17 protein-coding genes are annotated in these 22,590 nt (G+C 45.4%); 10 read left to right on the forward strand and 7 right to left on the reverse strand.

What is annotated here, in order from left to right; genetic code table 11:
- Window positions 1-70 precede the first annotated feature (70 nt).
- Together VEJY3_RS20225 and VEJY3_RS20230 are read right to left on the reverse strand one after the other, a co-directional pair.
- Entirely contained in the window at window positions 71-3,238 is a 3,168-nt protein-coding gene (locus VEJY3_RS20225) for a chitinase C-terminal domain-containing protein (protein WP_014234282.1), read from the reverse strand.
- Window positions 3,239-3,514: 276 nt separating this feature from the next.
- On the reverse strand, window positions 3,515-4,396 hold the full coding sequence (locus VEJY3_RS20230) for an AraC family transcriptional regulator (protein ID WP_014234283.1): 882 nt from the start codon (window positions 4,394-4,396) through the stop codon (window positions 3,515-3,517).
- 206 nt (window positions 4,397-4,602) lie between these two features.
- On the opposite strand from VEJY3_RS20230, the gene VEJY3_RS20235 reads away from it, so the two are divergent.
- The 6 genes from VEJY3_RS20235 to VEJY3_RS20260 all read left to right on the forward strand — a co-directional run bounded on the left by VEJY3_RS20235 (window position 4,603) and on the right by VEJY3_RS20260 (window position 10,192).
- On the forward strand, window positions 4,603-5,751 hold the full coding sequence (locus tag VEJY3_RS20235) for an iron-containing alcohol dehydrogenase (RefSeq protein ID WP_014234284.1): 1,149 nt from the start codon (window positions 4,603-4,605) through the stop codon (window positions 5,749-5,751).
- Between the two features lie 293 nt (window positions 5,752-6,044).
- A complete protein-coding gene (locus VEJY3_RS20240) occupies window positions 6,045-6,704 on the forward strand; it encodes a lysoplasmalogenase (protein WP_014234285.1) in 660 nt (219 codons plus the stop codon).
- A 131-nt stretch (window positions 6,705-6,835) separates the two neighbouring features.
- Window positions 6,836-7,570: an amino acid ABC transporter ATP-binding protein gene (locus tag VEJY3_RS20245; protein WP_014234286.1), complete on the forward strand. Its 735-nt coding sequence runs from the start codon at window positions 6,836-6,838 to the stop codon at window positions 7,568-7,570.
- Window positions 7,570-8,367 carry an amino acid ABC transporter permease gene (locus VEJY3_RS20250; RefSeq protein ID WP_014234287.1) on the forward strand — a complete coding sequence of 266 codons (798 nt, stop codon included), beginning with the start codon at window positions 7,570-7,572 and terminating at the stop codon, window positions 8,365-8,367. Before VEJY3_RS20245 ends, VEJY3_RS20250 begins: the two co-directional genes overlap by 1 nt.
- Window positions 8,368-8,376: 9 nt before the next feature.
- On the forward strand, window positions 8,377-9,195 hold the full coding sequence (locus tag VEJY3_RS20255) for a transporter substrate-binding domain-containing protein (protein WP_014234288.1): 819 nt from the start codon (window positions 8,377-8,379) through the stop codon (window positions 9,193-9,195).
- A gap of 76 nt (window positions 9,196-9,271) precedes the next feature.
- Window positions 9,272-10,192 (forward strand): amino acid ABC transporter permease, encoded by a 921-nt coding sequence (locus VEJY3_RS20260; RefSeq protein WP_014234289.1) that lies wholly within the window; start codon window positions 9,272-9,274, stop codon window positions 10,190-10,192.
- A 64-nt stretch (window positions 10,193-10,256) separates the two neighbouring features.
- On the opposite strand, the gene VEJY3_RS20265 is transcribed toward VEJY3_RS20260, so the two are convergent.
- Window positions 10,257-10,778, reverse strand: coding sequence for an RNA-binding S4 domain-containing protein (locus VEJY3_RS20265; protein ID WP_014234290.1), 522 nt, complete (start codon window positions 10,776-10,778; stop codon window positions 10,257-10,259).
- Window positions 10,779-10,970: 192 nt separating this feature from the next.
- Between VEJY3_RS20265 and VEJY3_RS20270 the strand changes: the two genes are divergently transcribed.
- A complete protein-coding gene (locus VEJY3_RS20270; RefSeq protein ID WP_014234291.1) occupies window positions 10,971-11,924 on the forward strand; it encodes an endonuclease/exonuclease/phosphatase family protein in 954 nt (317 codons plus the stop codon).
- Between the two features lie 17 nt (window positions 11,925-11,941).
- Here VEJY3_RS20270 and cra read toward each other — a convergent pair whose 3' ends face one another.
- Window positions 11,942-12,922 (reverse strand): catabolite repressor/activator, encoded by a 981-nt coding sequence (cra, locus tag VEJY3_RS20275; RefSeq protein WP_014234292.1) that lies wholly within the window; start codon window positions 12,920-12,922, stop codon window positions 11,942-11,944.
- A 377-nt stretch (window positions 12,923-13,299) separates the two neighbouring features.
- Between cra and fruB the strand changes: the two genes are divergently transcribed.
- From fruB to fruA, 3 genes are read left to right on the forward strand one after another with little or no spacing between them, the layout of a single operon-like run.
- Window positions 13,300-14,433 carry a fused PTS fructose transporter subunit IIA/HPr protein gene (gene fruB, locus VEJY3_RS20280; protein ID WP_014234293.1) on the forward strand — a complete coding sequence of 378 codons (1,134 nt, stop codon included), beginning with the start codon at window positions 13,300-13,302 and terminating at the stop codon, window positions 14,431-14,433.
- 9 nt (window positions 14,434-14,442) lie between these two features.
- Window positions 14,443-15,417 carry a 1-phosphofructokinase gene (gene pfkB / locus VEJY3_RS20285; protein WP_014234294.1) on the forward strand — a complete coding sequence of 325 codons (975 nt, stop codon included), beginning with the start codon at window positions 14,443-14,445 and terminating at the stop codon, window positions 15,415-15,417.
- Between the two features lie 19 nt (window positions 15,418-15,436).
- Window positions 15,437-17,170 carry a PTS fructose transporter subunit IIBC gene (fruA, locus tag VEJY3_RS20290; RefSeq protein WP_014234295.1) on the forward strand — a complete coding sequence of 578 codons (1,734 nt, stop codon included), beginning with the start codon at window positions 15,437-15,439 and terminating at the stop codon, window positions 17,168-17,170.
- Between the two features lie 146 nt (window positions 17,171-17,316).
- On the opposite strand, the gene VEJY3_RS20295 is transcribed toward fruA, so the two are convergent.
- Genes VEJY3_RS20295 through VEJY3_RS20305 form a run of 3 tightly spaced genes read right to left on the reverse strand, consistent with a single transcriptional unit; the run spans window position 17,317 to window position 22,510 of the window.
- The gene (locus VEJY3_RS20295; RefSeq protein WP_014234296.1) at window positions 17,317-20,376 is read right to left on the reverse strand and encodes an efflux RND transporter permease subunit; all 3,060 of its coding nucleotides are present in this window, start codon (window positions 20,374-20,376) and stop codon (window positions 17,317-17,319) included.
- Entirely contained in the window at window positions 20,376-21,437 is a 1,062-nt protein-coding gene (locus VEJY3_RS20300; protein WP_014234297.1) for an efflux RND transporter periplasmic adaptor subunit, read from the reverse strand. Before VEJY3_RS20300 ends, VEJY3_RS20295 begins: the two co-directional genes overlap by 1 nt.
- Window positions 21,437-22,510 carry an efflux RND transporter periplasmic adaptor subunit gene (locus VEJY3_RS20305; protein WP_014234298.1) on the reverse strand — a complete coding sequence of 358 codons (1,074 nt, stop codon included), beginning with the start codon at window positions 22,508-22,510 and terminating at the stop codon, window positions 21,437-21,439. The genes VEJY3_RS20300 and VEJY3_RS20305 overlap by 1 nt, the downstream gene beginning before the upstream one ends.
- Between the last annotated feature and the right edge of the window lie 80 nt (window positions 22,511-22,590).

Below are 22,590 nucleotides of genomic sequence, written 5' to 3' on the forward strand. Positions count from 1 at the left end.
TCTTTCTGCTTAATCAAAAAAAGCGCACGATTGATATCGTGCGCTTTTGTGTTAGTGGTCAGATAAAATCTTAGATATTACATACCGTAGACCAGCTACCATCACTACCCGGCACAGAAGACGTCCACCAGTTTGCTTGGTATACCACACCGTCGTAGATCACCTTATCACCTTGATTGGCATGGCTTGGGTTACCAGCCCAATCCGTTTGAGGAAGGTCTGGGTATGTTACCAGACCGGCAGTGTCACAAGTTCCTGGCTCTGTCGTACCGCCATCCCCACCCGTGCCCGAGGTTAAATCACCAATTGGCAAGTCTGGCTGCTCGAATTTAAACGCAAACTCTTTACCGCCGGAAATAACCGTATAGTTCGCTGGCCCCGAAATTGGCAGGTAATAAACCATGTCTAACTCATAGGTTCCACCTGCAGGAAGTTCTTTCCACGTAGGTAGTGAGAAAGAGACACGATGCATTACGCCATCCAAACCACCAATGTTGTTTGCACGAGTATGGCCAGAAGCGATAACTTTCAAACCACCACCAGACTGGTCTTTCGCATTGTCCGGCGCGGATACAGGAATATCAAACTGGAACTCGGTACCTCCGGGAATAGCTTGGCCAGTATTGTTGGTAAAGGTAATTTTAGGGTTAATTGGGTAGTTTTGGTCACCAACTTTAAAGCCGCCAACGCTTACTGTGATATCGACGGCTTCTGTCGGAAGCGCACCCGTAGCAACTTGATTACCGTAAGGTGTTGCGGATTTAAATTTGTCGTAAATGGCTTTTGTCATGGTGTTACCCATGTGATATTCACCATTCCCCGCAGCACACGCCTGTTCGGTTGCATCGACAGAAGTTCGGTTACCGTTTTCATCAAGTAGATAACAGTTGTAGTCACCTGCCAGTTCCCAGAACATAATGCCACCGATCTCTTTGTCGATAACGTAGTCCGCTTTAACTTCGATGGATGCTTTATCTTCCGTAGACAGGAATACACTCTTATCTGCATTCCACAACCACGGGGCTACCGCTACGTCATCATAATGACGAGTGTACGTGCCGACGAGCTGGTCAGTAGGATCATTTACAGGATCAAGACCGTATGCCTCAGCGTAAGAACCCCAGATGCCTTTCTCCAAGTTCTTCGCATGCCACATAGGGTTAGAACCGGCCCCCATTTCGTTTCCGGCTGGGTCTAGATCATGCCACATGTTGTCGATACCCATCGCACCATGACCACAATTGTTGCTTTCACCTTCGCCTGTACCTGCCGCACATTCAGACTGGTTAGGTAGCGCAGCACGACCCCATAAGCCATTTTCACCGCCAGTGACACCTTGCCAGCCACGAGTGTAGTAAGGAACACCAATGTTAATTCGGCCTGCTGGCATAGATCCACGGAAGTAATGGTAAGCCCAATCCGTGTTCAGGTAACCGATGCCACCATAAGCTGCCGTACCATACACATTCCACTGAGCAAGCTCCGAGTCTTTCCCTGTATCAAACAGTGCAGCGTTGTGACCGACATGGTCGTTCCAGGCTCCATGTAAGTCGTACGACATAATGTTTACGTAGTCCAGATACTTAGTTACGTCGAACGTTTCCATGCCGCGCAGTAAGTAACCTGATGACGGTGCGGCAATGGTCAACATGTAATGAACACCATCCTGTGCCGAAGCCGCATCTAACTTCTCGCGCAGTACTTTCATCAACTCTTGGTAAGAGGCCCAAAGGTACGCACGTCTTGGCTCCATAAAATCTGTATCATAAGGGTTGCCAGCGCCAGCCATCGATGTTGGGTACTCGTAATCAATATCCAATCCATCGAATTTATACTTACGCATCATTTCCACAGCAGACGACGCAAACTTTTCAATGCCTGCGTGATTAACTGAGCCGTCAGCATTGGTTGTCATAGTGTAGAAACCACCGTCTGCAACACGCTCACCAGTGGTATCAAAATGGCCACCGGTTTCTGCCCAACCACCGATTGAGATTAACGTCTTAACATCATGTTTTTGCTTATAGGTTGCCAGTGCACCAAAGTGACCTTGGAAACCCAAAGTAGGATCGACTTCTACACCAGGCCACGTTTTTCCGGTTGCAGGGTTGGCTGGATCATTGACATCACCCACATTAACCTTGCCATCAGAGCCAATACTGACGAACGCGTAGTTAATATGAGTTAATTGCCCCCATGGAATGTCTTTTACAAGATACGTAGACTGTGGGTCATCACCACTACGCCAACTGGTGAAGTAGCCAATCACACGACGAGGATGATCTGCGCCCATCTTCTCACGCCCTTCTTCGTCGTAGATCGTACAATAAGGAACGTCGACACCAGAAGTTTGGTATAACCCATCAGGACGACAGTTAGATGCCACAGAGCCACCATCCACATTCAGAGTGAGTAATGAGGAATCTGTAGCGGCACCAGCATCATCTGTCGCTTTTGCATAGACCGCCAGAGAACCCGATTGTGAAGGAGTAACGTCTAAAGAGTATGGTGCACTTGTCACGGTTCCTGCCAATACGCCTGCAATGTAAAAATCGACTTTAGTCACGGTACCATCGGCATCGGCTGCATTGGCAGTCAACGTTACATTACCACCTAGCTCTATTGAGGATGTTGAAAGCGTGAGATCAACGGTTGGCGCTTCGTTACTCGCTTGAGAATTTTGAACAGTGAGGGTGACACTGCTTGCTGAACTCACCGCACCAGCATCATCATATGCCAATGTGGAGAAATTATGTTGCCCTTCTGTGGCAGTCCAAGAGGCTGAGAAAGGCGCTGAATTGGACTGTCCAACAATGACACCATCGACAAGGAATTCTACTTTACTTATTGTGCCGTCTGAGTCTGCCGCATCAGCAGATAAAGTTACAACTTCCCCTACGAAAACGGTGTCTGACGCAGAAGGTGAAGTCAAGGCAATCGTTGGGGCGGTGTTTTGTGGTGGTTCAACCTGGTCTGTATTTTCACAAGCCCCCAAGTTTTCCCATTCCCCCCACTCACCAGACTGTGAAGGGTTATTATTCTGTGTCCAATGGCGCGCTTCGTATCCATTACCTTCGAACTTAACCTGCTCACCACCTGTATAAATTGTTGATGACTCCCAAACCTCCAATGGAGAGCAATCAACGGCAGCATAACTGTTGAAAGCCATGAGACAAGAAGCCGTCAGCGTACTAAGCGTAAAAACACTTTTCACTGCTTTCCCGTTTTTAAGGTGCATTTTCCCTTTTCCTTAAGTTATTGTTAAAAAATAAACAAACGTGCTTGTAGCACGCATTTACACTTTTATTTCGAAGTAAAATAACTTAAGTACAGTTTTTAAAAATCACCTCTCACTGTGATCAATTTTCGGTGTCACTTCTCAACAATCCACTACAATGTTGCAAATATGTATCAATCACTTGGCAGCAATCGCTAATTTTTTAGCTCAAATAAATAAGTCCGTCGCAAATTAATAAAACAGGCGAAAAAAGTTATAATTTTTGACTCAAGATCACTAAGACTTTGTTGCTCTTGGCGTTTCATTGAAGTGGCGCTTGTACTCACGACTGAACTGGGACGGACTGCTGTAACCCACCAGTCGAGCCGCATCATTCACTCTCCGTCCTTCTAATTGAATTAAGTCACGAGCTTTATTAAGTCGCACTTTTTTGATGTATTGCAAAGGAGATTCAAGCGTCACGCTGCGAAATGCCTGATGAAATGCAGAAATACTCATGTTCGCTTCTTCCGCGAGCGTCTGTACGTTGAGTTGTTCATGGTATGCCTGATGAACACGGGTTAGCGCTTTTGCCACCCTTGCATAGGAGCCCTCCTGATGCGCGAGCTCAAATAACACATACCCTTCCTTGCTGACTAAGGTGCGATACACGATTTCCTCGAGTAGAAGATCACCTAAAATTGCCACGTCCAGCTCATTGCAAAGTGCACTCATCAATCTTTTACACGCATCGAGCATACTCGAGTTCATTTTGACGGATTTAAGTCCACATAGAGAGCTATCTGAGCAGGTATTACTGTAATTTTGAGCTTCTAGTTTTTTGACGAGTTTGTTCAGTAGAGCTGGTGAGATGTCAATTGAGATTCCCAACAATGGCTCGTCGTTGGATGCAAACGCTTCACACTCCAATGGCATCGGTACACCAACGACAAGATAGTCATCTGGACCATATTGAACAGGTGTCGAACCTATATGGATGTTTTTGTGTCCTTGGCCTAAAACAATGATCCCAGATTGATAAACAAAAGGCTGCCGGTTGTTTCCCTTACTACTGCGATAAAACCATACCCCTTCAATCGCGGTTTGTTTGATCCCTTCCAGTTCATGTAAATCATGCTGATCAACATACTGCTTCATAATTACTGCTAATGAACTCATCCAAAACCTCCACAAGTAACCATACTTTTCTCATTTTGCGGTGATATTGAGTAATATACACTCACTTAAGCAATATATTCTATCAGGCAACGATTAATTTTGTAGAAATAGGCAAGTTATTTCCAGAAATGAGCCTACTACTTCCCACCACACAGTACTAATATGCACGTATTCAATCTCCTCAACAAAGAAACAAGAGGCCTGTAATGAACTTTTCTTATGTCAACCCGACCAAAATTTACTTTGGTCAGAACCAAATCGCTTCAATTAAAGAAGCCATCCCTGCAGACCAAAAAGTACTGGTCATATACGGTGGTGGTTCTATCAAGAAGAATGGTGTTTATGATCAAGTAGCGGATGCGCTACAAGGCCATGAGTGGTTAGAGTTCTCTGGCGTAGAGCCAAACCCGACCAAAGAAACGCTAGACAAAGCCGTAGAGATTGTAAAAGCACAAAACGTCGACTTTATTCTTGCCGTGGGTGGTGGTTCTGTTATTGATGGTTCGAAGTACGTGGCAGCAGCGTCTAAATATGATGGTGACGGTTGGGATATCCTGATTGGTCAACATCAAGTGGAAGAAGCGCTACCGTTAGCAGCGATTTTAACACTACCTGCAACGGGCTCTGAATCCAACATGGGTGCTGTTATCACCAAAGCAGAAACTCAAGATAAACTTCCGTTCATGTCACCGGCGGTACAACCAAAATTTGCCGTTCTTGACCCAGATGTGATGAGAACACTGCCAGAACGCCAGTTAATCAACGGTATTGTGGATGCTTGGGTACACGTTTGTGAACAGTACTTAACGTTACCAACGGGTGCAATGGTACAAGACGGGTACGCAGAGACCTTGCTAAAAACGCTAAAAGCACTAGGTGAACAATTTGCCGAGCGCGATGATGACAAATGGCGAGCAAACCTTATGTGGTCAGCGAATCAGGCGCTGAACGGTCTCATTGGTAGCGGTGTGCCTCACGATTGGGCGACACACATGATCGGTCACGAATTGACTGCAGTTTGGGGCGTCGATCACGCGCGATCACTTGCGATCATTCAACCATCTCTACTTCGCAACCAAATGAAGTTCAAGCGAGCGAAGCTAGAACAAATGGGCCGAAATGTATTTGCGTTAGAAGCGAGTGATGATCTTGCTGAGCGCACTGTTCAGTTGATTGAAGATTTTTATCACCAATTAGGTGTTTCAACCAAACTTGAAAATTACGGTGATAACCGTCAGCAGGCAATTGATACGGTTATCGAGCAATTAGAAAAACACGGAATGACTGTCCTTGGTGAAAACCAGGCCATTGACCTTGCTACTAGCCGCGAAATTCTTGATTTAGCCATCGCGTAAGAGCGTTTTTCACACCGACTGATATAGCGTTACGGTATTGTGCATACAAAGTCACAATACCGTTTTTTATGCTACGCTTTAAAAATATGAGTTTTGATATCTAGGCTTTTAAGGCTAAATGTAACGTTAATAAAAGCAATACTCCTTAAGAGCTTGAAAATACTAAAAATAATTTAATTTTAAAGCGGCAGCTTAGCGTAAATAAAAATATGAAAGAGTTAGTGTCCTACTTGGATATCTTGCTCGAGCGATAGCACCATGCTGCTTAGTTTGTCTATTCAAGAGAACAATCTATGTGGCTAGTCGTTGTCGTATTGGCGTCCTTGCATATTATGAGTATTCGTAACGGTCCGAAGTGGCTGTTTTACGCATCAAAACCGCTCCCGCTTCTCTTAATGATTGGCATTTTGATCACATCCGAAGCTACCCATCTACCCTACACCCAATGGATTTTATTAGGTCTGTCGCTCTCCCTGTTTGGAGACATTTTGCTTATGTCACACAGAAACAAGTCACTGCTAGGATTCAGTGCATTCTGCTTAGCCCATTTATCCTACTGTTTTAGTTTTGCACTCATCTCCGCTTGGCATATCACACCCTGGTTACCCATCGCCATCTTTGGTTTAGGTGGTTGTATTTATATGTTTTTTAGACCGAGTCTGGGAAAGCAGAAATTACCCGTAGCAATCTATATACTGGTTTTGATGGCGATGAGTTGGATGGCACTGGAATACTATTTAAGTGGTCAGACTCAATCCTCATCCTTTGCTATATTGGGATGTTTACTCTTCGTTATATCCGGAATGGTATTGGCGTTCGGACGCTTTGACGGTCAATCCATTTTTTCCCGTCAGGTAGTCATGGTGACCTATTACTCAGCGCAAACTCTTATTACGATGTCGGTTATAGCCATTGTGATTCGTACCCCTTATCTAACCGTTATCAATGCATAATCGGCATTGTTAGACACAGTGTGTAAAAAGCCCTATCGTTCCATTCTTATTCAAATATGTGTTCACACTAACTGAAATCAAGCTCATGACTTGCTATGTTTAAGTCATCGTTACCCTAAAAGCGTGAACTTTTGAAAGAGACTACTCCTGTCGTTGAGTTTAACAACGTAAACAAGTGGTATGGTGATTACCACGCTCTCAAAGATATCAACTTTTCTGTCCACTCAGGTGAAATCGTTGTTGTGTGTGGACCGTCAGGGTCAGGGAAATCAACGCTTATTCGCTGTATTAACGACTTAGAGTCGATACAAGAGGGTCAGCTTTACGTGTTTGGACAACTCGCACGCAACAAAGGGATCAAGCCAGGAAAAATAGGCATGGTGTTTCAGCACTTTCACCTTTTTCCACATCTGACCGTACTCGAAAACCTTATGCTCGCGCCCATGCGAACACTAAAACTTTCAAAACAACAAGCGGAACAGCGCGCACGTCACTATCTCAAACGTGTCGATATTGAAGAGCAAGCAGAGAAGTACCCAATTCAATTGTCAGGTGGGCAACAACAAAGAGTTGCGATTGCACGCTCCCTTTGTATGGAACCAGACCTGCTATTATTTGATGAGCCAACCTCAGCACTAGATCCCGAAATGATCAACGAGGTGCTTGATGTAATGGTGGAGCTTGCGCAAACCGGCATGACCATGATTTGTGTGACTCACGAAATGGGATTTGCTAAAAAAGTAGCAAACAGAGTCGTGTTTATGGATGAAGGCGAAATCGTAGAAATCAACTCCCCTGCGGCCTTATTTAATAGCCCTCAGCACCCGAGAACGCGTGCGTTTTTAAACCAGATTTTAAGTTATTGATGATAAGACGAGTATTTAAACCAGCATTACAAGCGCTCATGCAAATGGTGATTCTGTTTGTTGCAATTGTCTGGGTACTCGACTCCGGCGCACAAGCCATGGGTTATCAGTGGCAATGGGATCGCGTGCCGGATTACATCGCGTTTTATGAAGACGGTGAATGGTGGTCTGCAGAGCTGATCAGCGGTCTAGTTGTCACACTAAAAATCTCAGCCATCAGTCTGTTTTTCACTTTAGTCTTCGGTTTAGTCACAGCGCTACTCCGGCTAAGTGATTCAAAAATCGGGAATGTCATTGGCAGTGCATACGTTGAGCTAATCCGTAACACACCATTATTAGTTCAAATCTATCTGCTTTACTTTGTATTTGGCCCGGTTATCGGTCTAGACAGATTTAGCACCGCCGTTTTAGCGCTATCACTTTTTCAAGGCGCTTACACCGCAGAGATCTTCCGTGCGGGGTTAAACAGCATTCCCAAAGGCCAGTTTGAAGCAGCAAAGACGCTCGGCCTTTCATCATTCTATAGTTATAAAGACGTTATCTTGCCTCAGGTACTGCAACGTACATTGCCGCCATTAACCAACGAAGTGGTGTCGCTGATAAAAAACTCTTCCATCGTCAGCGTGATGGCTATTTTCGACCTCACAACCGAAGCGAGAAATATTGTCTCAGAGACGGCAATGCCGTTTGAAATTTGGTTTACCGTGGCAGCGATTTACCTTGCTCTCACACTCTCATTATCCGGCCTATCCGCGTTGCTGGAACACAAATTAGGAGCCAGTTGGCGCAAATTATAAGGAGATAACATGAAGTTATTCAAAGCGACCATCACTGCGATATTGGGGCTTGCTCTCTCTTTACCTTCGTTAGCAAGTGAAGAATCTACAACTGCAAATTTAGATCAAATCAAAGAAAGAGGAACACTACGCGTTGGCATGTCGACTTTCGTACCTTGGGCAATGCGCAATAAACAAGGGGAGCTCATCGGCTTTGAAATTGACGTAGCAAAACGACTGGCTGCCGATTCTGATTTGAACGTCGAGTTTGTCCCTACCGCCTGGGATGGCATCATCCCCGCACTTCTTGCTAAAAAGTTTGATGTCATTATCGGTGGTATGTCAATCACACCAGAGCGTTCAAAAAGCGTGTTATTTACTGAACCGTATTCCCACTCTGGCGTACAGGTAGCGGCAAACAAAGAGCTCGCGTCTGGTTTTACTCAGCTGTCTGACTTTGACTCTCGCCGAGTCAATATCGCGGTTCGTCGCGGAGCATTTACCGTTCAAGTTGCACGAGAAAATTTCCCTAAAGCAAAGCTTTTGCAGTTTGATGATGATGCACAGGCGTTTCAGGAAGTACTAAATGGTAACGCTCACGCGGTAATCGCCTCAAGCCCTAAACCTGAGCACGAAACCGTTAAGCACAGCGACAAGTTATTCCTGCCATTTTCTGAGCGTCTTTCAAAAGGAAACGAAGCCTTTGCTGTCCGCTTAGGTGAAGACGATAAGAAAGCCTTCTTTAATAAATGGATAGAAGCACGTACTCAAGATGGTTGGTTGAAAGAACGTTATGAGTACTGGTTCTCAACACTAGATTGGCAGGATCAAGTCGCACAAGGTCAATAACTTTGCATGGCTGAAACGAGGCTCACTATGAAACGAGCCTCGGTCTAACAATAAAAAAGAATTGGAGACAATAAATTTGAGCGGACAAACGAGCACTCGACTGGCACCAAGCAAAACTCGATCAGGTTCGATATTGGCACGCTTTCACTTGCTCGACGTGGTGTTAGTGGCTATTTGTGCAATCGTCGGTTTCTGGCTCTACTATCGCTCAACCATTGGTATCAACTACATTTGGCACTGGTCGGAAGCATTCAATCTACTCTTTACCCCAAGAGCTGATGGCAGTCTCCCTTACTTTTTTCAGGGTTTGATCTCTACATTAAGGCTGAGCCTTTGGGGCCTTACCTTTGCATTAGTGCTGGGAACGCTGCTTGGATTGGCTCGCTTCTCAAATGCTGTTTGGCTACGCACGCCAGCCAACGCGTTTATCCAGCTAGTTAGAAATATTCCACCTTTAGTGTTTGTATTTATCTTCTACTTTTTTATTTCTAACCAATTGATCCCGCTGCTTGGTTTAGATTCGCTATTACGCAACTATCAAGGTGAGCCTAATTCACTCCAACACTTTTTATTTGGTCCCGCACAGCTGTGGGAAAATCTCGCATCTGGCGTACTTTGTGTTGGATTACTCTCATCGGCATACATCGCGGAAGTCGTTCGTGCAGGCTTGCAGAGTATCGAACAAGGTCAATGGGAAGCCGCAGACTCTTTGGGCCTGTCACGCTGGATAAAGTACCGCTTTGTCATCGCCCCGCAAGTGCTTAAAGCGATCACCCCTGCGCTCGCCGGTCAAACCATTTCGTTAGTCAAAGACACCTCGATTGTCTCTCTTATTTCTATCCAGGAGATGACGTTTGTTGGAACTGAGATGGCGAATTCGTCAGGTTATATATTTGAGATTTGGTTGTTCGTAGGGTTCACCTACTTCATCGTCTGCTTTGGGCTTTCGCTGTTTTTTCGCTATGTAGAGAAAAAATCAAAGTCATATTCTTACTAATCAAACACACAACGAAAAAGCGCCGAACGTAATGTCGGCGCTTGTCATCATCATCGAAACCTTATCAGAAGAAATCGATAGAGTTACGTCCGCTTTTCGGATCGCGGCTTGGCTTTGGCTTGTTTTCCGTAGCGGCTTTCTTGCTATTTTTCGGTTTAGTCGCCTTATTGCCTTTATTCTGATTCGATTGATTCGGCTTGCTTGCCGCTTTTGGCTTGTTTGACGAAGGCTGAGGTTTACTTTGCTGCTTTTGCGGAGCTTGCTTGGGCTTTGCTTCTTTCGCTTCAGGTTCCGTGACTGGCGCGTCGCAAACAACAACGTAGTACTCTTGATTGAACTCGAAAAAATCGCCATCGTACATTTTTCGGCGCTTTCTCGTTTCAAGCTCACCGTTGACTGCGACATAACCTTCATCAATGATGTGCTTCGCTTCACCGCCACCACTTACCAAGTTTGCGATTTTGAAAAGCTTATACAACTCGATTGGGTGGGCATCAACTTCGATACCTATCGCTTCGATTTCTATCTCTTCGCCTTCTAACTCTTCGTTATCTAAATAGGCTTCGCGTTCGTAGTCTTGGGTCATGTCGTTTACTCATTTAACTTGTTGATCGGGAGTTTAAACGGATTGCCGGGAAATAGATACCTCAGCGTAATTTTGCAGGAGTCACAGACTAAATTTTAACGTGCTGTTTGTGTTAACTTCGCGGATTAAACCTGCAACAGACAAAGTCTTATGTATATACTGTCCAGATAATTTCTAAAACGAGAACGTATTTTGTCCAGACCAAGCCAGATAACTTTTGTTACGGCGAACCTATTTAATTTTATTGCTCCACCTAATGCCTATTACGACTTTGAGAACATTTATTCTCATGAACAATGGCAAGGAAAGCTTGCCTGGACGCAAAATCAAATTGAAAAACTCGAACCTGACATCATTGGCTTGCAGGAAGTGTTCAGTATCGAAGAAACGAAGTCATTTCTTAAAAGCATTGGGTACCCCTACTTTGCTACTGTCGATACACCTCAAGTAGAAGACGAATACATTTACACCCATCCGGTAGTCGCGATCGCTTCTCGCTTTCCGATAGAACAAGTTCAACCCGTCACGTTTGATCGACGCTCGCTCATCCCATTTGAGATGAATACTTCACCAGAATTCAGCCGTAAGCCAATTTACGCGCAAATTGTGCATCCGACACTTGGCCATATCGCGGTCTACGTTGTTCATTTGAAGTCGCAACGTCCTGCAGATTCAAATAACGCTGAAGACACAAGCCGTGTCCTTGCGCGCTGGTTATCAACGCAGCAACGGGGATGGGAAGCCGCCATGCTTCGAGATTCGATGCAGAATCAATACAAAAACGCACCGATGCCAACGGTTTTAATGGGTGATATGAACCAACCTATCACAAACAATGGCGTAAACAGCGTATTAACTGAAACTTTTAGTGACAGCGTCACTGAATTGCAAATCAGAGATGGGTGGGATTTACAAGTGTCACCGACGCTCAACGATCGCCCTGCAACCCACTATCATTTTTCTAAAGGCAATGTACTCGACTACATACTGCTGTCACAAGAGTTTGATGAACATTCTGATGTCTCAGTCGCCGACGTGGTTGACTATCGAGTGTTAGATCAGCATTTGGTTAATCCCTCTTTTGAGAGGGATAAGTACGCCAGCGACCATGCATTTGTAGCACTGACGGTAGAGGTTAAATTGTAGTGTTAGCAAATCAATTATTACTGGCGCTTCACTATCTTACGAGGAATCAGCTCCACTCCTGGCTTATAACGTTTTGCAGAAGCATTCAATGCGAGTTCCATTGCACTGTCCGCAATGACTTCGAATTGCTGAGGCAAGGAGTTAATTTTTACAGAGAGAAAGTCCAGTAGACGATTATCACCAAACGTCGCTAAACGCACTTTGCTCATTAGATCTGGCTGTTCCAGCATCATGTCTAAAACACCTTCAAGTAAGGTGTAAGACGTGGTGACAATAGCATCAGGAAGATGATCGTCAGCCAACCATTTCTCTAACACCTTTTTACCTTCTTCTCGAGAGAACTGCTGGCCATAGCCGACCTGAACCGTTTTATTTCCTTGCTGGCATGCTGAACGGAAACCTAATTCACGCTCCTTAGAGATTTGTAAATCAGGCAATGCACCGATCAATCCGACAGAGTTTATCTCGTTTGACAGTACCGATTCGGTTAGCTCCAGCGCTGCATCAAAATCTTCACTCAGTATGCAGCAAAAATGCTCGTCATCCATGGGACGGTCGAGTGCAATCACTGGTGTCCCTGAGTTTTGCAATTTGAGATAAAACTCGTTGGCATTTGGCATACCGCTCGCAACAAACAGCGCATCAATCCGACGACTGATCAACGCTTCAGCTACCTTTTGCTCCGTTTCCGGATCATCATCAGAACAGCCGATTAAAATTTGGTACCCCGCTTTACGCGAGTTTTGTTCGATAAGTTTTGCTAAACGAGCGTAACTGGTGTTTTCCAAATCTGGAATGATAAGCCCAAACGAACGTGAGTTACCCGCTCGTAAAGCGGAAGCCGCATGATCTGGCTTGTAGTTGTGTTCATCGACAACCGCCATGACTCGCTTTTGCGTTTTTTCGCTTATTCGGTATTTCTGCGCTTTCCCGTTGATTACATAGCTCGCAGTTGTTTTCGAAACGCCTGCCAGTTTGGCTATTTCATCCAGTGTCATATTGTTAACCTTATTCTGTGCGCGTGATCATATTAATACATCAATGATCCGACGATAAGTTGAATTATATGCTGAACCGATTCAGTATAAAAGCTGAAAGGATTCAGCAAAAACCTAAAAATTGACCTAAATCACCAAAACACGGCAATTGTCAGCCACATGGTCTAGGATTATAAGAACGAAAATTAACGATTGATTTAAATGGTTTTGCTGAAGTTCTTAAAAAATTTAACGCACTGCTGAATCGTTTCAGCTAAACATAAAAACAAATAAATTAGACAAGAAATGTTGGGCGCTAACGCCATCATCTTTAAGACGACGTAAAGCAGCACAACCGAAATGAATTTTAAATTGACACCTTAATGCTGGAGAGCACCATGCTTAAGCTAAGTAAGAACAACATTACCCTATCGCAATCTGCAACAGATAAGTTTGAAGCAATCAAAAGCATTGCCCAGAGCCTGACTGAAAAAGGTTTGGTTGAGCAAGGTTATGTAGAAGGCATGCTTAATCGCGAAAACCAAAACTCTACCTTTTTAGGCAATGGCATTGCGATACCGCACGGAACGACCGACACTCGCTCAATGGTTAAAACCACTGGTGTCGCGGTACATCACTTCCCTGAAGGCGTTGAATGGGGAGACGGTAATACCGTATTCGTTGCCATTGGTATCGCGGCCAAGTCAGACGAACACCTTGGTATCCTTAAACAGCTTACAAAAGTTCTGGGTGCTGATGGTGTTGAAGAACGCCTGCGCACAGCAAAAAGCGAAGATGACATTATTGCCCTACTTCATGGTGATGTTCAGCTAGAAGCCGACTTCGACGCGTCACTTATTCAGCTCAATTTCCCTGCTAGCGATATGGTTCAAATGAGCGCAGTCGCTGGCGGCCTACTTAAAAACACAGGTTGTGCGGACAAAGAATTTGTTGCGGACCTTGTAACTAAAGCGCCAACTCACCTTGGTAATGGCCTATGGCTAGTAGGAAGCAACAAACAAGTAACCCGTACAGGCGTTTCTTTTGTTTCAACGGCGAACGACTGTAACTACGAAGGTCAACCAGTACGAGCATTGGTTGCTTTTGCCGCTTGCAACAACGCTCACCAGCCTATGCTAAACACGCTTTCTCAGCTTGTGTTCAACAAAGAACACGGCAAATTACTCGACGCATCTGCTGAACAGGTTCTTGCTCTGTTTAAAGGTGAGGAAATGGCGCCTGCTGCTTCTGGAGACGGAAACACAGCAGTGTTCAAAATCAAAAACTCTCATGGTCTGCACGCACGTCCAGGTGCAATGCTGGTTGCAGAAGCTAAAAAGTTCGAATCAAAAATTCAAGTGTCTAACCTAGACGGTGACGGTAAAACAGTAAACGCGAAAAGCTTAATGAAAGTTATCGCCTTGGGTGTGAAACACGGCCACCAGCTTCAGTTCTCTGCTGAAGGCCCAGATGCCGCTCAAGCACTTGAATCAATCGGTAACGCAATCGCATCTGGCCTTGGTGAAGGTTGAGGGGCGGTTATGACTAGCACAAAAACAAACAAAGTCGTCACGATTACACTGAATCCAGCGCTTGACCTTACAGGCTCGGTTGAGGCGTTAAAAGTGGGCTCAGTAAGCCTAGTGAAACAAAGCAACCTCCATGCTGCCGGTAAAGGTGTGAACGTGGCGAAAGTGCTGAGTGATTTAGGCGCAGACGTAACCGTAACCGGATTCTTGGGTAAAGATAATCCAGAGCTTTTCCACCAGCTATTTGCAGAGATTGACGTTAAAGACGAGTTTATCGAAGTTGAAGGCTCTACCCGAATCAACGTAAAACTCGTTGAATCAAACGGCGAAGTCAGTGACATCAACTTCCCGGGCGTTCAGGTTACAGCTGAAGACATCGCTCGTTTCGAAGATACGCTTTTCCGACTTGCAGAGACGCACGACTACTTTGTGCTCGCAGGTAGCCTTCCGGGTGGCGTGACTCCTGAACTATGCGCCGCTTGGATCGAAAAACTGCACCAACTAGGCAAGAAGGTTTTGTTTGATAGCAGTAAAGCGGCTTTGAGTGCGGGTATTGATGCGCACCCTTGGCTTATCAAGCCTAACGACGAAGAGCTGAGTGACTTTGTTGGTCAGCACCTCGAAACGCCAGAACAATGTCAACAAGCGGCACAATCCCTGGCTGATAAAGGAATTGAAAACATCGTCGTTTCTATGGGAGCGAATGGTGTGATGTGGCTCAATCAAGGTGAGTGGCTACGCGCACAACCACCGAGAATGAATGTGGTCAGTACCGTAGGCGCAGGTGACACACTTGTTGCTGGGCTGTGTTGGGGCCACATGCAAGTCATGCCAAAGAACGAATTATTACGCTTCGCCACAGCACTTTCTGCTTTAGCAGTGAGTCAGGTGGGCGTTGGACTTACCAGTCAGGAAGAACTGGAGAACATTAAGCTACAAACTCAAGTGAGCGAGCTTAACTCTAATACAAACTTAGACAATAACTAAGGAACAGAAGGTTATCAGTATGAATATTGCCATTATTACAGCCTGTCCAAGTGGTGTTGCAAACAGCATCCTGGCAGCAGGACTACTCGATCAAGCAGCGACTAAACTGGGATGGAATGCAAAGATTGAATGTCAATCGAGCATCATCGAACCTAATTTACTTACAGACGCTGACATTGAACAGGCTGAAGCTATCATCATCGCCGCGAATACGCCGGTAGATACTTCTCGTTTCGTAGGCAAAAAAGTCTATCAAGCCGAGATAGGTGCAGTAGCCAAAGATGCCGAGGCATTTCTGCAAACTGCTGTTGAGAGTGCAAGTTTGCTGGAGCAAGCGACAACCGTTTCAGCGCCAGCAGAAAGCACCGCGTCCTCTGTGAAGAAAATTGTTGCTATCACAGCTTGTCCGACAGGTGTTGCTCATACCTTTATGGCAGCAGAAGCGCTGGATGAAGAAGGCAAACGTCGTGGACATCAAATCAAAGTGGAAACTCGTGGCTCTGTCGGTGCTAAAAACCAGCTAACCGCGCAAGAGATCGAAGAAGCGGATTTAGTAATCATCGCAGCAGATATCGAAGTGCCACTAGATCGCTTTAACGGTAAGAAAATGTACCGTACTAAGACTGGTCCAGCACTTAAGAAAACAGCAGAAGAGATGGACAAAGCCTTTGAACAGGCGACGGTTTACCAGCACTCTGGCTCTTCTAGTGAGTCGGCAACGGAAGAGAAAAAAGGCGTGTACAAACACCTGATGACAGGTGTATCGCACATGCTTCCTGTGGTAGTTGCAGGTGGTTTGATCATTGCACTATCCTTCGTGTTCGGTATCGAAGCCTTTAAAGAAGAAGGTACGATGGCCGCTGCACTGATGAATATCGGTGGTGGTTCTGCGTTCGCGCTTATGATTCCGGTTCTTGCAGGTTTCATTGCCTTCTCAATTGCAGACCGTCCGGGCCTGGCTCCAGGTTTGGTTGGCGGTATGCTGGCTAGTTCTATCGGTTCAGGTTTCTTAGGTGGTATCGCAGCAGGTTTCATTGCCGGTTACTCGGCGAAACTACTGGCTGATAAAGTATCACTGCCACAATCTATGGAAGCACTAAAACCGATTCTTATCATTCCTTTCGTTGCTACCCTGTTTACTGGTTTAGTAATGATCTACATCGTTGGTGGTCCGGTTGCAGGGATCATGAACGGTTTGACTGAATTCCTAAACAACATGGGCTCAGACCGCGCAGTTCTGCTAGGTATTATCCTTGGCGCAATGATGTGTTTCGACTTGGGTGGCCCGGTAAACAAAGCAGCTTATGCATTCGGTGTTGGTCTACTGGCTTCTCAAACTTACGCACCAATGGCGGCAATTATGGCTGCTGGTATGGTTCCGGCTCTGGGTATGGGTCTGGCTACATTCCTGGCTAAGAATAAATTTGAAGAGAGTGAGCGCGAAGCTGGTAAAGCATCATTTGTACTGGGCTTATGCTTCATCTCTGAAGGTGCTATTCCGTTCGCAGCAAAAGATCCAATGCGCGTTATCCCTGCTTGTATGGCAGGTGGTGCGTTAACAGGTGCACTTTCTATGCTGTTTGGTGCAAAACTTATGGCACCACACGGTGGCCTGTTTGTACTGCTTATCCCTAACGCAATCACTCCAGTATTAATGTACCTGGTTGCGATTGCTGCAGGTACTGCGGTAACAGGTTTCACATACGCATTCCTAAAAAACAAAGCAGAAGCAAAGCAAGAAGTTACTGCTTAATATTCTTTTAAAGCCCCCCGGCATCTTACGCCTCTCTCATGTTCCGGTTGAGAGAGGCGTTTTTTTATCTGGCTCTGATACAAAAAAAGCCCTGAGAAAATCTCTCAGGGCTAGGCAGGAGTCTGACTAAATATTAGTCAGGAGCCTTATGCAGCGGTCGAGTTTATCCTAAAAAGAATTGCAAACATCACTGGCACTACGATCAGTGTCAGTACAGTAGCAAAACCAAGCCCTGCCATAATCGTTATCGCCATTGAGCCAAAGAAGGCATCAAAAACGAGGGGAATCATACCTAAAATGGTCGTCACCGCCGCCATGCTTACCGGGCGTACACGGCTAATCGCACTATCTACAATAGCGATATAAGGATCTTTTCCTGATGCCAATTCAAGGTTAATTTGATCGAGTAACACAATACCGTTTTTCAGTATCATCCCGCTCAAACTTAATAAGCCCAAGAAAGCGGTGAAGCTGAAAGGCATATTTGTCGTCAACAAGCCGAATGACACACCAATAATGGATAACGGCACCGTAAACCAAATAACCAGCGGCTTTTTGACCGAGTTAAACAGTAAGATGGTAATGATGAACATCAGCAAGTAACCCATCGGCAATGAACCGAACAAGGCATCTTGTGCATCTTTCGATGACTCGTATTCCCCACCCCATGTAATTTCGTAGCCATCAGGCAGATGTAAAGCCATCACTTTAGGTTGTACACGTGCAAACAAACTTGCCGCGGTATCTTCACTCAGCACATCGTGGTCAGCCAATACCGTCAAAGTACGCTTACGGTCACGACGTTGAATCAATGGCTCATTCCAATCTAACTTCACGCCGTCGATGATTTGGTCAACGGGGATGTAAGTTTGCAGCGATGGGCTCCAAATGTTCACATTTTGCAGAGATTCGAAATCCACACGCTCTTCTTCCGGAAGTCGGGTCAGAATTGGCAGAGTGTGTGTTCCGTCGCGTAAATAACCTAATGCGCGGCCACCAAATGCCATCTGTAATGTGCCTGACAGATCTTCTTTCGAAATACCCAATCGACGCGCCTTCGACTCATTAAATGCCGGAACGAGCTCTTTAGTGCGCTCACGCCAGTCATGACGAATATTTCTCGCACCAGGGTCGGTATGTAAAATATCTTCTACTTTGACCGCCAAATCTCTAAGTACCTGAGGATCTGGACCAGTAATTCTCGCCTCAATTTTAGACGCTGGCGATGGACCAAACTCCATCAACTGAAACTGGAATGTCGGCTCGTTAAACTTCTTGGCTAAGTTGGCATCCAACGTATCCAAAAGCTTGAACATATTCTCGCGATCCGTTGCCCTAACCTGGAACTGAGCATAAGCTTCGTAGCTTCTCTCGGGCTGGTAAGTCAACACAAAGCGCTGCATACCTTGACCAATTGATACCGACACAAAATCTATATCGTCTTGTTCTCGAATGTAACTTTCAACTATTTCTGCTTTTTTCGTTGTTTCGCGAATATCAGTGCCTTCAGGCATCCACATATCCACGTAAAACATCGGCGTGTTAGATGGCGGGAAGAATTGCTGTTTAACATTGCCAAACGCCACAACTGCACCAACGAGTAATGCCACCATAGCGGCTACGGTCAACCACCTAAAACGCAGAGCAACTTTGAGTAACGCTCCGAATGCGACAAACAACCAACCTTTGTAAGGGTCTTGGTCTTCATCACCGACTTCTTTATCTTCTTCTTTTAATAAAAGGTTGGCTAAAAACGGAGTCAGCGTCATAGCCGTTACCCAGCTCAGGAACAACGAGAAGCAAAGCACCCAAAACAACGAGCCCATGAACTCACCCGTCGCATCTTGCGAAAGCCCGATTGGTGCGAATGCCGTAATGGCGATTACGGTTGCCCCTAACAGCGGCCACTGAGTCTGCTTTACAATATCTACGGAGGACTGAACCTTTGAGCGCCCTTTCTTTAGACCAACGAGAATACCTTCAACAACAACAATCGCATTATCAACCAGCATACCCAACGCAATGATCAAAGCACCGAGAGAAATCCGATGAAGCTCGATGTTGTAGTAATTCATAAGGATAAACGTACCAAACACCGTCAATAGAAGTACGGCACCGATGATGACACCGCTACGTAACCCCATGGTAAACAGCAGAACGATGATGACGATCGCAACCGCTTCGGCCAAACTAATGACGAAAGCTTTAACCGACTGATCCACCTCTTGTGCCTGATTGTAGAAGTAGCTCAAATCAATGCCAGCCGGCTTAATGGTCTCCAGGTTGCTTAGCTCAGCATCAATACGTTCACCGACTTCGACCACATTGACACCGGACGCAAAAGAGATAGCGATGTTGATCGCTTTCTTCCCGTTAAACAAGATCACGTTGCTTGGTTTTTCCTGAATGCCACGTGATATCGTCGCGACATCCTTTAAGCGGATCAGGTTGCCAGTATCTCGGCCATGAATGATCAGATTTCCCAGAGCTTCTACGGTATTTAGTGCACCGCTCGGACGGATAATAAGGCTTTCGCCATTAACCATCACCTCACCTGCAGACACCACACTATTTTGCTGGTTCAGCAAGTTCGCGACCACGTTCATATCAATGTTTAAAGACGCAAGGCGATCTAACGAAATCTCGACAAAAAACATCTCCTGTTGGTCGCCACTAATATCAACTTTACCGACCCCTTCGATCAACTCTAATTCACGGGTTAGGTGGTCAGCATAGCGTTTGAGTTCGACATAGTTATAGTCGTCACCCGTTAACATCAGCATCACACCGTACACGTCACCGAAATCATCAATGATCTGAAGAGATTGCACCCCTTGCGGTAAATTTGGTTGAAGATCGTTAATCTTACGGCGCATTTCGTCCCAAATTTGTGGCAGCTCGTCTGGACCATAGTCCATCTTCATGCTGACCATTATTTGTGACATGCCATCCGACGACGTTGAGGTAATAAAGTCGATATACGGGAGTTTGCGAATCTCTTTTTCCAGCGGATAAGTGAGTTCCTCTTCCACTTCCTTCGATGTTGCCCCTGGATAAGTGGAGATGATCATCGCTTCTTTGATGGTGAACGCCGGATCTTCCAGCCGGCCAAGCTCAAGGAATGAGGTGATACCACCAATGGCGAGAATAACAATGAACAGCCAACTGATGACTTTATTTTTTATGGAATACTCAGCAATGTTCATTATTGTCCCTTCTCCACCACTTCCACATGTTTGCCTTCACGTAATTTACGTAAGTTTGAGTTAACCAATACATCACCGCTGCTGACACCGGATGAGACAATGGCTCCTTGACCGTTTACTTGTGAAACAGCAACAGGCACCTTAGTGACGTTGCCATCCTTCATTTTCCACACAAAAAACTCATTGCTGTGACTGCCTGCTTGCAGCGCCGTAACGGGAATACTGTAACCATCAATCGACGTGATTCCCGCTTCGACCATATCAACCATTACGCTAACGCTTGTACCTGGTAAGATTTCTTTTTCAGGTTGAGGCATCGTGAGATACATTTCATAAGTCTGAGTATTGGCGTTCGGCTCACTCGTGTACTCCAGGTAATCCAACAAGTAAGATTTCGTATCGCCAGAGAATGTCGCACTAGGTTTGTAATTCACATTCTCAGTGTTCGGATTTACAAGCGCCAGAACGTTGTCAGAGAGTTCTATGCGTACATACACCATGTTGTTTTGATAAAGATTAAGTACTGTTTCTCCCGCACCAACTTGCTCGAAACGTTCTTTATAAACGTCAGATACCTTGCCCGAAAACGGCGCAAAAAGACGTGTGTAGTTCAACTGGTTGGTCGCACTATAGAAATTGGCTTCTGCTAATTCTTTATTCGCGGTCAGTTCGTCCAGTTCCGCTTTTGAAATCATTTGGCGATCATATAAATCTGTACCACGCTTCAATTGGCGAATGGCCAACGTGTATTGAGCTTCCGCATCGTTGATTGCTTGCTTTTCTTGACTGTCATCGAGCTTGGCGAGCATTTGGCCTTGTTTAACCACATCACCCGCTTTTACGAGAACATGCTGAATTTCACCCGCGAGCCGGAACGCGATTGGAGTCTGTTCAGCCGGAACCACAATCCCTTTAAAAGCTCTGAACTGGCTTTTCACTGGCGCACCAACTGATACGGATGAAACATACAGTGAATGTTCAGAAGCCTTTTGGGTATCGCCTTGGCAACCAGTCAGGACCGCAAGCGCGATAGCAGAAACCGTAAACAACTTACCTTTCATTAAATACCTCCCTCTCGAACCCAAGCTTTAACTACCTGACCTTCGACTAAGTGTTCAACACCAGCAATAACAACGTAATCATCACTTTTTAGTCCGGATTCAACGCTACCACTGTCGCCAAGTGACAATGTCACCTTACTTACTTGTTGTGTTTCACCGTCCATTACCCAAACCTCACCTTGGTCAATGCCCTTACTCACCCATGCTGACTGAGGTAATATCACTGAGTCAGAGACATTCTGTTTCGCGATATGCACTTGGCCTGTCATACCTGTAAGCAAGTTGCGCTCAGAAGGACGAGCGATGGTCACAATCGCTTCATAGCTATTGGTATCGGAATTAGGTTGCGTTGAAATTTCTTTGAATTTACCCGGAATGCGTTTGTTCGGTTCGCTATCCATCGTCACCCACATGTGTGCTTCCTTTAAAGAAGCAAGCGATACAGACTCTGCGTAAGTTACCGGTAATGTAAAAGAGACATCCAAGGTACTGTTGTCAATCAGATTCAGAATTTCCTGTTTCTCACCTACAACCTGAAAAGGTTTCACATACGTATAAGAGACAACACCATCGAAAGGTGCATGGATCTTTGTGTAGCTTAAATCGGTTTTTGCCTGTTCGAAGTTCGCTAAAGCCGCTTTATATTGCGTTTCTTTTTGGTCGTACTCGTCAGTACTGATCAGCTTTTTCTTGTATAGACTCTTAGCGCGTTGCCACTGCGTTTGTGCAAGTGAGAATTGTGCTTGGGCGGAATTCAGCGCCAATTGAAGGTCTTTCGGATCCAACGTTGCTAACACGTCGCCCTTTTTGACATCGTGACCCATTCTGACTAGCAACTGTTCAACTTCACCACCGACCTGAAACGACAACTGTGCACGATGTGTTGCATCTATTTGAGCGAGAAAAGCATCGGAATCAGCCACAGTCAAATCCTTAACCGCGAGCAACTTCACGGGTTTAATCAAAGGTTCTGACGGCTCTGATATGGCTTTATTGCATCCAGTCAGCAGTCCAGAAAGACTTATTGTCATTACTGCGCCAACCAAAATGCGTTTTAGATATTGTTTACGCACCCGTTATCTCCAAATTCAAATTTACTACACAGTTGTGCAGTATATTCTCATTTAGATATAGATCAACATATTTTCCATTT

It is taken from the genome of Vibrio sp. EJY3 (genome assembly GCF_000241385.1).
GTDB classification, from domain to species: domain Bacteria; phylum Pseudomonadota; class Gammaproteobacteria; order Enterobacterales; family Vibrionaceae; genus Vibrio; species Vibrio natriegens.